Below are 14,432 nucleotides of genomic sequence, written 5' to 3' on the forward strand. Positions count from 1 at the left end.
ATATCTTTAAGTAAACACTCATATTTGTTCAAGCGTTTTTTGTAATGCCCCCTGATTTTTCTTAAGCCACAGCTTAGTTTCATGAGCTGTATTGCTTCTTTCATTATATGAGATATTTTCTAGTATAGTATTTGCTAGGGATTGAAAGTTCATGGCAATATGGAGCACTTTATGCTCATTGAGGCTGTCAACGATCTCTTTAAAGTTGAAATAACTAGGCCCGCTAATGGTTATTTTAGAAAGTGCAATAGGCTCCAAAACATTATGCCCACCGACTTTATCGCCAATTAAACTACCGCCCATAAAGCAAATGTCGGCTGCTCCAATCAAGGTAAGCATCTCACCCATGGTATCTCCAAGATAAACTTGGGTCGATATTGTTACTTCTTCTTGGCTTGTACGGCGAGCAGTTTCAAAGCCTTGACCTTGGCAAAGCTCAAATACATCTTCAAATCGCTCTGGATGTCGGGGAACAAGGATTAAAAGTGCATTTGGGTGAGATTCTAAGATTTTTTTGTGAGCTTCTAATACCTGCTCATCTTCGCCTTTATGAGTGCTGGCAGCTATCCAAATCGGGCGCTCTAATCCAAGGGCATCCCTTAGCGCTTTAGCTTTTTCTTTTACGTCGTCCGATATCTGGATATCAAACTTTATTGAGCCAGTAACAAAAAGTTTGTTTTTCTCGATACCTAAACGTTCGAAACGCCCAGCATCTGACTCCGTCTGGCAAAGGACCTTATCTATGCATGGATGTAAGAGGTCAAACAGTGGCTGCACTTTTGCGTAGTTCCTACACGACTTCTCAGAGAGGCGGGCGTTGACCACTATGACAGGGATTCCTGCATTGTGGACAGTATTAAGCGTGTTTGGCCAAAGCTCGGTTTCGATTATCAACATTTGCTGTGGGTGTATTGCCCTTAGAAAGCCTTTCACGGCAAAACCAAAATCGATAGGCATATAGCGGTGCTCCACTAGGTCGCCCAACTTCGCAATTTGTTCCGCACCAGTACTGGTTGTGGTGGTGACCAAAATAGGTTGGGTTGGTTTTTGCTTTTTCAACTCTTTAATGAGTGGTGTGGCGGCGATGCTTTCACCTACCGAAACCGCATGAATCCAAATAGGGCGCTCAGCTGCCTCTAGCTTTGGGGTTATACCAAAATGCTCTTTCCAACGTTGACCGAACTTGGGTTTGTTTGACCTACTTTTGTATAAGCCAAACAATAGGAAAGGCGATGCGATTGTGAGCAAGAGAGTATAGAGAATACGAATTAACATGAGCCAACAGTGATCGCTTCTAGTTTTTGAATACTATCCAAAACTTGCTTTGGAGATAACTCAGTTAAACACTTCAAGTGCTTAAACTGACACTCGCGCTTAAAGCATGGACGGCAGTCAATGTCCGTATGGACAATCTCTACCTTCTCAGCAAGTGGTGGTGTGTATTTAGGTGAGGTGGAGCCATAGACCGCCACGACGTTACAGCCAACGGCCGCTGCCACGTGCATCAGGCCTGAGTCGTTCGCGACAACGGTCTGGCAAGCAGCTAGAAGATCAACCGCTTCAATCAGGCTTGTTTGCCCTGCTAGAACGTGGATCTGATGCTGATGTTCTTGAGGTACTAATTGCTTGATGTTGTTGCAGGTTTCTAGATCTTTTTGAGAGCCAAAGAGCCATACCGGATGCCCTGATTTCGCCATTTGAATTGCTACTTCTGCATAGTGCGCTTCGGGCCATTTTTTCGCGGGACCGAATTCCGCTCCAGGGCATAGACCAACAACAGGAGATTCTTGGTTGAGACTAAACTTTGAAATCGTAGCGCTTTGTTCTTGTTTATCAATAAACAGGCTCGGGCGAGGCAATGTTTCTAAGCCGCCCAGAGAAGAAGAGTCGATCATCTCCGCTTGTGAATAGGCTAATGCAACATAGCGCTCAACCATGAACTGGAAAGATTTCATATTTGGACGCAAGTCATTGAGTAGACCGTAGCGCATTTCACCTTTCCAACCAGTACGAAGTGGGATATTAGCAAACCACGGAATTAAGGCAGACTTCGCAGATTTCGGCAAAATATAAGCATGTTCGTATCGCTTCTCTCGCAGCGACTTACCTATTTCACGGCGGCCTAACAAGTTGAATTCACCATGGCCGATCGGCATATCAATCGCTTGGTTAACCTCTGGCATCCGCTCAAGAATCGGTTTACACCAACCTGGTGCAATAACATCGATAGTGCAGTTTGGGTGTTGCTGTTTAATGACTTTGTACAGTGACTGTGACATCACCATATCGCCAACCCATGAAGGGCCGATAATGAGTATTTTCATTGTTTAATCCGGTGCTCTCATTGAAAAGTCTTTTATTTGTTCATAAAGCCTAAAAGACTCAATATAAAGCTTGTCGACAAGAGTTATACCTTGTTTGTTCTTCCTTGAGCTGCCAATAGTTGAATCTATTTTTGCTCGGGTAACTAAATCTGGTTTGAGGCAGTATGTGAAAATACCGTGTTTATGTGGTTTTTCCATATAGTCATCGACAGGTTCGATAAACTGAGTTGCATTTTGAATGAATGACTGTGCTGCTTTTGGTGAAATGATATAGCCCATAATTCCACACGTTCGTCTGTAATAACGGATGATTTTTACTTTTGAATCAACCTCCTTGATGTTCTTGAATTTCTTAGGGCTTGTCGCGCATAGCTTCAAGAAATCAAATCCAGCTGCGATCTCTGGGAGATGCTGGTAATATTCAAAAAATTCTGTGGAAAGGTCACAGTTATCCTCTAAAACAAGTAGAGGCTCATTCAATTCTAAAGCAGCGCTCCAAGCCTTAAAGTGACTCGCAAAGCAGGCCACTTCGCTATCAACCAACTTATAACCAAATCGTTTCCTTGTTAAACGATCGTTTCTTCGCTCCGAATATGGGAAATTAGTTCCTTCTGCATCAACTGCATCTAAGAAGGAAAATTCAATTCCCGCTTGGTCGAGTTGCTCCTTAATTCGCTCTCGACGTTCAATAGAGCGCTTCAAACTAATAACAATCACTTTCACTGCATTTTCCAATCGTCGTTGTATCGGGTCTTGAATAAGTTGTAGTAGTTATCGCCATTTTCTTGCGAATGCAGTAGCTGTAACACCCACATGTACTGTTCTGGCTTATCTTTTACAAAGTATTCAATCGCTTGGTTACATGTTCTCGCGTCTTGTTCTTCACCTTTATCTAGTTCGAACGCCGGTAAGATTTCGATATCAAACGTACCATCTTCTGTGTTCATAGAAGCAAACATAGGTAACACTTTAGCGCGTGATAGTTTAGCAATTTTACCTAAACCAGGAAGCGTTGCTTTTCTGGTCGCAAAGAAATCGACAAAAACGCTGTGTTCAGGACCATGATCCTGATCGGGTAAGTAATAGCCAATGTAGCCATCACGGATCGATTTCAAAAACGGCTTAATACCACCAGAGCGTTCATAAACGCGACCGCCATATTGCACACGTTGTTCGTGCATTAGCCAATCTGCCAATTCGTTTTTCTGCTTTTTTGCCATTGCCGAGACGGGCATTCCCATCGAAGCAAGCAACACCGCAGGAATATCAATTGCCCATGAATGTGGAACCATCAAAATGACTTTCTCATCATTGTCGATGTGTTTTTGTAGGATGTCTAAACCTCGGATTTGGCAACGCTGCTGTAACCATTTAGATGAGCGTAAGCTAAGTAAGCTGAAACGGAAAAAGAACAATGCTGCGGTATAAAGCGTTTTTTCAATCAGACCTTCGCGCTCTTCAAATGATTTTTCTGGGAAGCACAGTTCAAAGTTGACACGAGCTCGGTGAGCTGAACCTTTGTGCGATTTAGCCAGTTTCTTCGCGATGTTTTTTGCTAGCCATTTCTGCATCCCTAGAGGCAATAAAGCAAGCGGCAAAGAAAGGGCTACGCCTACCCAAGTACCCCAATATTTGGGCGCTAAGAAATGACGCTCAAATTTAGGGTTATAAGCTTTAGGATCGAAATCATCACGTTGATTAGTCATGAAGTTTTAAGCACCTATATTTTTGAAGAAAGGCAGTGGGGGTATGCTGAAATGATACTAGTGATCACATAAGAGTAAAGGTGGTAGAGAATTAACTACCACCTTTGAAGGGAATTAGCAGTTTTGAATCTCTAGGTATTCAGCAACACCCTCTGCCACAGTTTTGAACTCTACATCGCAACCTGCTGCGCGAAGTTTAGTTAGGTCTGCTTGAGTGAATTCTTGGTAAGCACCTTTTAGGTGCTCTGGGAACGGAATGGTTTGGATTTCCCCTTTGTTGTGGTGTTTAACCACTGCTTTTGCCACTTCTTCAAAAGATTCTGCACGGCCAGTACCACAGTTGAAGATACCTGAAACACCATTTTCGAGGAACCAAAGGTTTACTTTACACACATCACCAACGTAAACAAAGTCGCGTTTGAATGATTCGCTGCCTGCAAATAATTTAGGGTTTTCACCAGCATTGATCTGGTTATTTAAGTGGAAGGCTACTGACGCCATGCTGCCTTTGTGATCTTCACGTGGACCGTAAACATTGAAGTAGCGGAAACCAGTGATTTGAGAAAGCTGATCGCCATGATCCTCTGCGTCTTTCCACAGGCGACGAACGTAGTTGTCAAATTGCTGTTTCGAGTAGCCGTATACGTTAAGCGCGCCTTCGAATTCACGCTCTTCAACAAACGTTTCTGTCTCACCGTATGTCGCCGCTGATGACGCGTATAGGAATGGGATTTCACGATCTAGACAGTAATGAAGCAACTCTTTTGAGTACTCATAGTTGTTTAGCATCATGTACTTGCCGTCCCACTCAGTTGTCGCAGAACAAGCACCTTCATGGAAGATGGCTTCGATAGGGCCGAAGTCGTCACCTGCCATGATTTGGGTAAGGAAGTCATCACGATCCATGTAATCAGTGATATCAAGATCAACTAAGTTTTTAAACTTCTTGCCATTTTTTAGGTTGTCGACAACCAGAATATCGTTAATACCTGCTTCGTTCAGAGCTTTAACAATGTTGCTGCCGATCATGCCAGCACCACCAGTTACGATGATCATAAGACTTCCACCATAGATTAAAATTTTCTCAGGAAGTTTAGCAGAGTTAAGCCTTTAGGTGCTAGTACTAGGGGAGGTCGTTGTCATTAGGCAAACAAAAAGGAAGCCGAAGCTTCCTTTGTACTAGATAGATAACCTGTTAATGGTTAGATTACTTTTCATCTGACGCGTTTGGACGTTGATACCAAGGGTTACGCTCATCTGTTAGCTCAATTAGGCTGTATTTACGACCTAGCTTCTGGCCGCCATCTCGAGTTAATGGCTGCCAGCTAAAGTTTGCACGGTTGTTGCTTGGTTTCACTGTCATGATGTCGAATGGAATCGAAATGTAGAATCCTTTGGTAAAGCTACCTTCGCCGAACTCATCTGCAGACAAGTCACTAATCGATGCAAACGCACCAGCGATCACGCCACTCTTGAACTGCTTAGAGACGTTCACTTGCGTACCGACATCACCCGCTAGGAACTGACCTACATCAACTTGAATCATCAAGTCTTTTAGGAAATCCCATTGTGGGTAGTAGTAGCCAGACACAAAACCAGTAAAGCCTTTATCTACCACTTGGAATGGGCGGCCGTATTCAGGGATATGCTGCCACTCCTCATCGTAAACACCAAAGTAGCTTTCAGGGTCACGTTGAGAAACTAAGTTAACATCAGCACCAACTGCCCAGTTTGCACCTTTTGGACGGTACAAGAACTCCGTACCTACACCCGCAAACATGCTTTCTAGGTAACCTGCATAGAATTGCTGGTCCATGGTATCGGAGTACTCTTGGAACCAAGTCAATTGAAGGTTCGACATGGTTACCGCGTGTTCATTCTGATAAGCACGGAACATAGTACGTACACGTGGAACGCTTGTGCCATCAGGTGGTGTTACGTAGTTAAACTTGTCGTAGTTATTGTACCAATCCCAGTACAACGAACCGCCGATTTCTAGGTTGTCCGTTAGCCAGTAAGAAGCGTTGCCGCTCAAACCAACACTAAACAAGTAGAAATCTTCTGGGTTACCCAAGGTTTGAGCCAGTTTTGGTGCAAAGCCCCAATCAAAGCGCTCAAACCCATCGTAAGCAGGTTTGCCCTGAGGCTTATTGCTTGATGTAGACGTCGCATCTTCAATATTCGGGTTGATGTAGTTTACTTCAGCAAAGTCACGGTACTTATCTTTTGAGATAACCGTTTGATCGCCGAGCAAACCACGGCTTCGTTCATTGATAGTAAAGGTATCAATGTTGTCTGGCATCTCGTTGTAAAGAACTGCAGCTGCTTTTTCATGAGCTTCGTTGCGGTCGCGATATTTCTTCTGCTCACCAACAACAGATACTGTGTTGTCTTCAACGTAGAGTTGGGTATTTTGGTAGCCAGCAATCTTATCTAGCTCCTCGGTAACACGTTCCCAATCTACATCAGACAGTTGTTCTGGTTGCTTGTCTTCCACTTCTGGTGTTGGTGTATCACGCCAGAAAGACGGCATCTCGTTGAAGTTAGTATAAAGACTCACACCAGCAACCAGCGTATCACCGCGTTCGTAGCTCAAGCGCAAATCTGCCATATGCCCTAAACGATACAAAACACCAAAGTTCCAAGGCGTATGCGGCGTCATATCTACACCACCACGTACGACAGGGAAATCTTCGCTGTAATCATTGCTGTCGTATTCAAGCTTGAAGCGCAGTGGGGCATGCAGTGTCTGATACTCGACACCACCAAATAGAGCTGCCGGTCCTTTAAACCAGCGTTCAAAATCTACGCTACCGCCATTGCCTTTAAAGTCGGAAGGTCGTTCACAGAAACTGTCTGACAATTTACAAGCAGGGTTACTGATGTTGTCGCGCGTGCCTAAGTAGCCCCAGCCCATACCGAAAGTGAAATCAAAGGTACCGAGGTTTGGGTTGGAGTAACGTTTTGTTGCAGCAACAAACTCACCATCAAACAGGCCAGTACCCGCAAAGTCACGAATACCAACAGAAAGCTCTGGTAAGTACTCAGACTCTTCTAGTAAGCGAACTTTAAAATCGATGCCTTTGTCGGTGTACTTGGTATCACCAGAGAAGCTTGGATCGCTACTGTAAAAAAGATCGTTTACTATGGTGTAACGAATAGTCGTTTCTAGCCAAGGCATCACTTGAAGAGTCACATTGTAAAATAGGTACTCATCGCTGCCTGTGACCGCAAAGTTAAACTCACCTTCAGGAGCCATACGGCCAGTTGGCATTTGCATTAAGCCGACACCACCAAAGTCCATTTGTGATGGTTGCAATGGTGGTGCTTCGAAAGGCATGTCTTGAGCCCACACCAACGCTGGACCCATTAAAGAAAGGGATAAACTGGTTCTGATCAGGTTCATGTTTAGTTCTTCGATGAGGTTGGTTTACGTTGTGCAAGCAGAGCGACAATGTCTTTATCCATTTGTGATGTTTCGAACTTATCAAATGGGATATACACCATGGTAAGTGGTGGTAAGTAATATTGAGTGGTTAGCCAACTGCCATGGTGAGGATGAACGATTTTGCCATCCGGGTAAATTAGGACTGGCGGATAAGCAAGTTCACCAATATCGCTTGAACGTAGATTAGTGATCTGTTCGTGCAGAGGAATACCCGTTTGGTTTTCTACTGCGTAGACTTTTTCCAAGTTACCCACATACAATACTTTTTCTTCTCGTTTTGCCGCACTTAACGCAAGTTGACCTTGTAAAAGAGGATTATCAAATTTATCTAGACGGATGAGATCAACATCAATGGTTGACAGCACACGAGGTGCAAACAGGCTTTGTTGGATAAACTTGTAAAATGGGTGTGCCACTAAATTATGTTGAATCATTTGGTTCAACACCGAATTCTTTAAGGCAGTACTTTCTTGCACAGCTGTTTCGGAATTATCAAATAGAGTCACAGCTAAAGGGTATTGCAGGGCGACTTGTTGTTCTTGTGCATGCTTAAGTACGCTCTCTAAACGTGCCGCTTGTTGGAACTGCAATGCTCTGCCCGTTCCGACAAGTTCAACATTAAGCGGTGAAGAGGGGCGACTTTGAGCTTGAACAGTAGTAGGTGTCGCCAGAATCGTTGCCGTTAAACTTAGGTTTAATAAAGATAGCAGTCGCTTATTCATGATTTGCTGTACCCTTTCAAAATCGTCAATTCAATAGGTACCATGTTTGGACCTAAGTGTTGACGTGTTTTCACTACTTCTCCTTTACCGTTTACCCAGTATTGGTTCTCTACAGTTTTTTCTAAGCTGGTAAACGTTACAACCTCTGTATAAACATCAGTAGTGGTAGATGAAATAGGGGTTATGACGGTTTCTTTACCTTGACGAGAACGCTGGACTTTAGCCGGGAATCCATAACGGTATTTGTCAGCCCAATCGTAAGAAAGAGAATATTGCACATAGGGCGCTGAGTAGGCAGGAACGTCGCCATAAATGCCTGCTAGATTGGTGGTTTGCAAACCAATAGTTTTAACGATATGACCGTTCTCTGTTACCACCATTGCCTTATCGGCACTGACCCATTTGAGTTGGGTTTGGCCTGTTAACGGGTTCAATTCTGCAAAGGCGAGAACAACAAAAACTTGCTTTTGGCTGCCGATTTTTAGATAAGCGCTGGCATAAGGAACGGCTTCAATTTCTTCTGGTGTCAGTTCAACATCGATATAGTTGCTATAAGCTTCCTGAACGGTCGCCGAGACATCATTGAATTTCTGAGTACACCCAAAGGTGAGGCTTAATACAGGTAAAACAACAAGTAAGCGCATCCATTTTTGCGATAGAAAAGTATTCATTATTCCCTCGTACAAATAAAATCGCCCTGAAACAGTTCAGGGCGATTTATCTAGTTCAACTTAAACGAATTAGTTCGTAGAAGTAGAAGTAGAAGTAGAAGTAGACGTTGAAGTTGAATCGCTGTCTGATGCTGCAACTGCTACTACAGTTACTGCTGCTGCTGCACCCACTGCTACTGCAGTTGTACCAGTTGCAGATGCAGATGCTGCACCAGCAGAACCAGCTTCTTCAGCTGCAAATGCAGTTGATGCGCTTAGAGCCATAAGAATAGCTAGAGCTGTATTCTTCATTATTAATCCTTGTATTTCAGATTTTAAAACATCGATGTTTGGTCTGTTTAGAACATACCATTTGTCATTTTAGTTAAAAAACAATCAGCATGTAAATAGTTTCCTATGGAATTTTACCAAGTTCTAAAGAAAGCGTGTCATTGGAGGTGAGTAAGTTATTTGCATGCGGTTGTAGTTATTTTAACTAGAGCTTAATGGTGTCATGAGGGATAATGCATCCATAAGCAACACCAACTTGTCAATACCGGGCAAGGAAGGAAATGACACTTAATTGACATTCTGTATAAATACAACGTAATGCTTTGTAACCCCTAAACAATACTCTCTTACCCATCTGAAAGATAAGAATATGAATGCTCAGCCTTGTATTGAGTCCCTTGCCGTTTTGCGCTAATCCATGCATAATTTGCCAGCTTTAATGCTGTGCTTTTAAAAGGTGACTTTTTGATATCCTCATCACAAAAGCAACGATTTAAAGAGTACTTATATCAATAAGCCGAGCAACTCGGTAATCAGCGAACAGTGGCTACGCGTAATGCCGCAGGGCGGTAGCGTGAAAACGCACAAGCAAACAGACTAAAGAATTAACAGACATTCACTGCGTGCGTCATTCATGTGCAGTGGTCAGTCAATACCTAAGGAATACTTACGTGATGAACAAACGACCATGGCTAGGGGCGTTGAGTGCAATCAGCTTAAGCTTGTGCTCATTTACGGCCTCAGCAGATTTTTATGCAGGTGCGTTAGTGAGCTACTCTAATGCCGAATACCACCATTCTTCTACTTCTTCTGTAACCGAAGGCAATCCATTTCTTCTTCAAGCGCAAGCAGGCTACTTTTTTAACGATTATGTCGCGTTAGAAGCGCGTTACGGCACTTCAATACAGCGCGAAAGTGGACTTGCAGTAGACAGCTTAGCAAGTGGTTTTGTTAAGTTAAACATGCCGGTTTCTGAACGTTTTGCACTTTACGGACTGGCGGGTTACTCCAGTGTCCAAATTGACCAACAGAACGTCAGTACTGGTAAAGATCAAGGTTTCAGCTTTGGTTTAGGTATGCATTACGCCTTGGATAAGCACAATGCGGTTGTTTTCGAGTTTGTTGACAGTACATCAGAAGACCAAGTTCGTTTGAATGCCCTGACACTCGGCTTTCAGCACCGATTTTAATTAAAAGACCTAGTGCCTAGTTTTAGTAACTAGGATTTTTTAACTCTCGATTTAAATAGCGAATTATCATGCTTAAAGGATATTTCTCGATTGCCGCCTGTGTATTGGCAAGTGTTTTTGCGCCATTCAGTCATGCGCAAACTCCAACCCCGGAACAAATACAAATGTTCCAGAGCCTACCTGCTGACCAACAACAAGCACTAGCAAGTAAGTACGGCATTACTCTCCCTTCTGGCTCCTCTTCTCAGCCGAGTAGCTATCAAAACCCTCAGGTGATTGATCCTCGCCCAGAGGTGAGTAATGCCAATCAAACGGATAAAATGGATTCAGCGAAAGAAGACGAAGAGTTAAAACGCTTCGGCTTGGATCTATTTGCGGGTTCACCAACAACATTTGCCCCAGTAAGCGATGTACCTGTTCCTGCTGATTACACAGTCGGCGCCGGTGACGAAATTGTTATTCAGTTATTTGGTAAAGATAACACGACCCACCGTTTGCGAGTAAATCGCGCGGGTACGATTAACTTCCCTTCACTTGGCCCAGTTCAAGTTGCAGGGATGACATTCTCTGACGTACGCGATTCTTTAAACCAGCGTGTAAAAGAGCAAATGATCGGTGTACGTAGCGACATTTCACTAGGTGAAATGCGTACCATGCAAGTGTTTGTGATGGGGGATGCCTACAAACCAGGTGCTTACACCGTCAGTGCCCTAACCACGATCTCTCAAGCGATTTACTATAGCGGTGGCTTTAGTGAGAGTGGCGCCCTTCGTAACGTGCAACTTAAGCGCAATGGTCAGGTGATTCGCAAGCTTGATATGTATGACCTATTGTTGAAAGGCGACGCGCGCAACGATGTTCGACTATTACCTGGTGATGTGATCTTTATTGGTGCTGTTGGTAATACCATCGCTATTGATGGTGAGGTAAATCGCCCTGCAATCTACGAAGTGAAATCAGGTGAAACCTACAAGCAAGCGATTCAAATGGCAGGTGGTTTTACTGCCAACGCTTACAGTGACCAAATTGAAGTCAAACGTTATGCAGCAGAAGGTGCTCGCGATGCATTAACACTGAACTTTAGCCAGTCACATGACCAACAAACTAAAGTCAAAGATGGTGATGCTGTTAATGTACTGAAGAAGAGTGAAGAGCTAACTCGTTACGTTCAAATTGAGGGTGATGTTCGTCATCCGGGCTTTTTCGAATGGAAGAGTGGCCTTCGTATTGCTGACTTGTTCCAATCAGTAGATACGTCATTTAACTCTACTGCAGATGTTAACTATGCTGTTGTTGTCCGTGAGATTAATCCACAGCGCGACATTGAGGTTTATCAAGTAAATCTTGCGAACGCGATTCTTTCTCCAACGAGTAAAGATAACTTGAAGCTAAACTCGCGCGACCGAGTTTTAGTCTTTAACCGCTTCAACAATGAAGATCTGGATACGTTAGCGGATCAAGAAACCGTTTCCAAAGCGAAAACCTTAGAGCAAGCTCAACTTCAAGCACAACAAGAGCAATTGAAAGAGCAAGAAGTCATGAGCTCATCAGTGGCGGTGTCTTCTGCAGCGCCATTAGAAAAAGGCTCAAAACACTCAAAGATTGTGTTCCGTGGCAAAGAAATCACTAAAGATGATTTTGAAGCATTAAAGCAAAATACGCGCCGTACGTTGCTCGCTCCTGTGCTGCTGCAACTTCAACAGCAATCTCGCTTAGGTTTGGCTCCGCAAATTGCAGAAGTTTTTGGTGAGGTCAAACACCCTGGGCGTTACCCAATTACCCCACGTATGACGATTTCTAAATTAGTCGAGGCTGCTGGTGGCTTAACTTATAATGCATTTACCATTAATGCAGAGTTGGCTCGTTCTGTGATCAGTAGCAAGGATGAACGAGCTTCGATCGATGTAGAACGCATTGACTTACGTAAAGCAATTCAAGGAAGCACTGTAGACGATGCAATCCTTGTTGGCCGTGACCGCTTGAACATTCTTGAAAAGCCGAACGTTAAACTACAAAGCACAGTCACCTTGCAAGGTGAAGTCCGCTTCCCTGGTACTTACACTGTTCGTCAAGGGGAAACCTTAGGCGAGTTACTTGAACGTGCAGGTGGTTTAACGGAATTCGCTCATCCTCAAGGTGCTATTTTTACGCGTGAAGCGCTTCGCCTACAAGAGCAAAAGCTACTAAACCAATACGCTGCAGATATGCGTGCAGAAACGGCGAAGAAGACCTTCCGTGCAGATAACAATATGAGCTCGGTGATTTCTGATCCAGATAAAACATTGAAGTTTGTTGAAGAAGCAAGCAAGAGCAAAGCGCTTGGTCGTATGGTTGTACAGCTTAATCGCATCTTGAAAGATGAACGCTCAGCTGACTTTATGTTAGAAGACGGTGACTTCCTATTTGTCCCAACCTTCCGCAACACGATTTCGATCATGGGTGAAGTTCAAGTTCCAATTACATATCTACTCGATAATAAGCTAGATGTGGATGATTACTTGAACAAAGCTGGCGGTGCAAAAAAACAAGCTGATGAAGACCGTATCTTTGTAGTACGTGCTGATGGCTCGGTTTACAAACCAACATCAGGCTACTGGTTCGGTAACAATCATGAAGAGTTAAAAGCGGGCGATACCATTGTTGTGCCAATTGATACCGACTACCGCGATGCATTAAGTACTTGGACCGCTGCCACGCAGATCCTTTACCAAACAGGTGTAGCGATCAACGCGTTGAAGTAATGAACAACAAGGTCATTACAATCAGCTTAAAATAAGATTAGAAATACAATAATAGTAAGAGCTTATGTAACGATTGAAGTTACATAAGCTCAATTTTATGAACATTATTAATCAAAACGGCAAATACTACTCTGAACACCAATAGTCGCATTATTCAGCCGTAGCCCGTCATTCCAGGGAGCCGGAGCGAGACTAGGAATCTTGTCACAGCGCGGTTGTGTTTTGAAAGCCGGAGAATAATCTATCAAATTTCACCAATCTCTGAGTCCAATATAACCAACCTCAGAGCTTAGGATTAAAGACCAATGGAACCACAAAAAGAATCCAACTCAAATTACCTACCATATCCACCCAATCCACAACATGGTGATGATGAAATCGATCTGCGTGAACTTTTCAAAGCATTGTGGAAAGGTAAATGGATCATTATTGCGACAACATTTGTCTTTGCAGTTGGCGCAGTACTTTACGCCCTGAGCCTACCAAACATCTACAAAGCTGATGCACTATTAGCACCAGCTGAAAGCTCGAATGGTGGAGGCTTGTCAAAAATGGCAGGACAATTAGGTGGTCTTGCGGCACTAGCTGGTGTTAACTTGGGCGCAGGTGAATCTTCTCAAACAGATTTGGCAGTACAAGTGATGAAGTCTCGCCAGTTTGTAGAGGCATTTATCAACAAGCATGATTTGCTTGTGCCTCTAATGGCGGCAAAAGATTGGGATTTAGCGAATAACAAACTTATCCTAGACGAAGAGCTTTATAACTCAAATACAGGCGAGTGGTTACGTGAACCTAATGGTCTGCGCGGTGCAACACCGACCGCACAAGAAGCGTTTGAAGTATTCAATAAAGAAGTCTTGAGCGTTAGTCAGGATAAAGAGAGCGGTTTATACACGGTATCAGTCAAATATTACTCACCTTATATTGCTCAACAATGGGTTAATTGGTTAATTGAAGACATCAACAAAGTGATGCGTGAACGAACAATAGCTGAAACTTCACAAAACCTTGCTTATCTCAATACTCAGCTACAAAAAACGGCAGTAACTGATATGCAAAGCACGTTCTATAAACTGATTGAAGAGCAAACCAAAAGCTTAATGCTTGCAGAGGTTCAAGAAGAGTTCATCTTTAAAGTTGTAGATCCTGCTGTTGTTCCCGAGTTGAAGGATGGACCTAAGCGTGCACTAATTTGTATAATTAGTATATTGCTTGGGGGGATGCTAGGTGGAGCTCTTGTGTTGATTCGCTTTGCGCTTCGGAAATAACAAACCCAGAAAGTCTAGATGTAAAAATTAGAACAAACCTTGAGGTGGTTTATTTTAGCTACCTCATTTTGAATAAAAAATCTCAGTTTATT

The 14,432-nt window shown here is 43.4% G+C and carries 12 protein-coding genes; 3 read left to right on the forward strand and 9 right to left on the reverse strand.

Annotation, left to right across the window (positions count from 1 at the left end):
• Positions 1-18: 18 nt before the first annotated feature.
• The 9 genes from waaA to A8140_RS01635 form a co-directional block, all read right to left on the reverse strand.
• Entirely contained in the window at positions 19-1,275 is a 1,257-nt protein-coding gene (waaA, locus tag A8140_RS01595) for a lipid IV(A) 3-deoxy-D-manno-octulosonic acid transferase (RefSeq protein WP_005535609.1), read from the reverse strand.
• Positions 1,269-2,324: a lipopolysaccharide heptosyltransferase II gene (waaF, locus tag A8140_RS01600; RefSeq protein WP_005535612.1), complete on the reverse strand. Its 1,056-nt coding sequence runs from the start codon at positions 2,322-2,324 to the stop codon at positions 1,269-1,271. Before waaF ends, waaA begins: the two co-directional genes overlap by 7 nt.
• 3 nt (positions 2,325-2,327) lie before the next feature.
• Positions 2,328-3,047 (reverse strand): glycosyltransferase family 25 protein, encoded by a 720-nt coding sequence (locus A8140_RS01605; protein WP_005535613.1) that lies wholly within the window; start codon positions 3,045-3,047, stop codon positions 2,328-2,330.
• Positions 3,044-4,030, reverse strand: coding sequence for a lauroyl-Kdo(2)-lipid IV(A) myristoyltransferase (gene lpxM / locus A8140_RS01610; protein ID WP_038862836.1), 987 nt, complete (start codon positions 4,028-4,030; stop codon positions 3,044-3,046). The genes A8140_RS01605 and lpxM overlap by 4 nt, the downstream gene beginning before the upstream one ends.
• A gap of 114 nt (positions 4,031-4,144) precedes the next feature.
• Complete coding sequence (gene rfaD / locus A8140_RS01615; RefSeq protein WP_005535473.1) at positions 4,145-5,086, reverse strand: ADP-glyceromanno-heptose 6-epimerase; 942 nt, start codon at positions 5,084-5,086, stop codon at positions 4,145-4,147.
• Positions 5,087-5,237: 151 nt separating this feature from the next.
• Positions 5,238-7,436, reverse strand: a complete 2,199-nt coding sequence (locus A8140_RS01620) for a YjbH domain-containing protein (RefSeq protein WP_005535470.1) — start codon at positions 7,434-7,436, stop codon at positions 5,238-5,240.
• Positions 7,437-7,438: 2 nt separating this feature from the next.
• The gene (locus tag A8140_RS01625) at positions 7,439-8,200 is read right to left on the reverse strand and encodes a capsule biosynthesis GfcC family protein (protein ID WP_005535467.1); all 762 of its coding nucleotides are present in this window, start codon (positions 8,198-8,200) and stop codon (positions 7,439-7,441) included.
• Positions 8,197-8,871, reverse strand: a complete 675-nt coding sequence (locus A8140_RS01630; protein ID WP_005535464.1) for a YjbF family lipoprotein — start codon at positions 8,869-8,871, stop codon at positions 8,197-8,199. Before A8140_RS01630 ends, A8140_RS01625 begins: the two co-directional genes overlap by 4 nt.
• Positions 8,872-8,940: 69 nt before the next feature.
• Positions 8,941-9,162 (reverse strand): hypothetical protein, encoded by a 222-nt coding sequence (locus A8140_RS01635; RefSeq protein ID WP_005535462.1) that lies wholly within the window; start codon positions 9,160-9,162, stop codon positions 8,941-8,943.
• Between the two features lie 653 nt (positions 9,163-9,815).
• Here A8140_RS01635 and A8140_RS01640 point away from each other — a divergent pair.
• The 3 genes from A8140_RS01640 to A8140_RS01650 all read left to right on the forward strand — a co-directional run bounded on the left by A8140_RS01640 (position 9,816) and on the right by A8140_RS01650 (position 14,340).
• Complete coding sequence (locus A8140_RS01640) at positions 9,816-10,331, forward strand: porin family protein (protein WP_005535460.1); 516 nt, start codon at positions 9,816-9,818, stop codon at positions 10,329-10,331.
• A 68-nt stretch (positions 10,332-10,399) separates the two neighbouring features.
• Positions 10,400-13,072, forward strand: a complete 2,673-nt coding sequence (locus A8140_RS01645; RefSeq protein WP_005535457.1) for an SLBB domain-containing protein — start codon at positions 10,400-10,402, stop codon at positions 13,070-13,072.
• Between the two features lie 305 nt (positions 13,073-13,377).
• Positions 13,378-14,340: an LPS O-antigen length regulator gene (locus A8140_RS01650; RefSeq protein ID WP_005535455.1), complete on the forward strand. Its 963-nt coding sequence runs from the start codon at positions 13,378-13,380 to the stop codon at positions 14,338-14,340.
• The last annotated feature ends 92 nt before the right edge of the window (positions 14,341-14,432 follow it).

It is taken from the genome of Vibrio campbellii CAIM 519 = NBRC 15631 = ATCC 25920 (genome assembly GCF_002163755.1).
Lineage (GTDB): Bacteria > Pseudomonadota > Gammaproteobacteria > Enterobacterales > Vibrionaceae > Vibrio > Vibrio campbellii.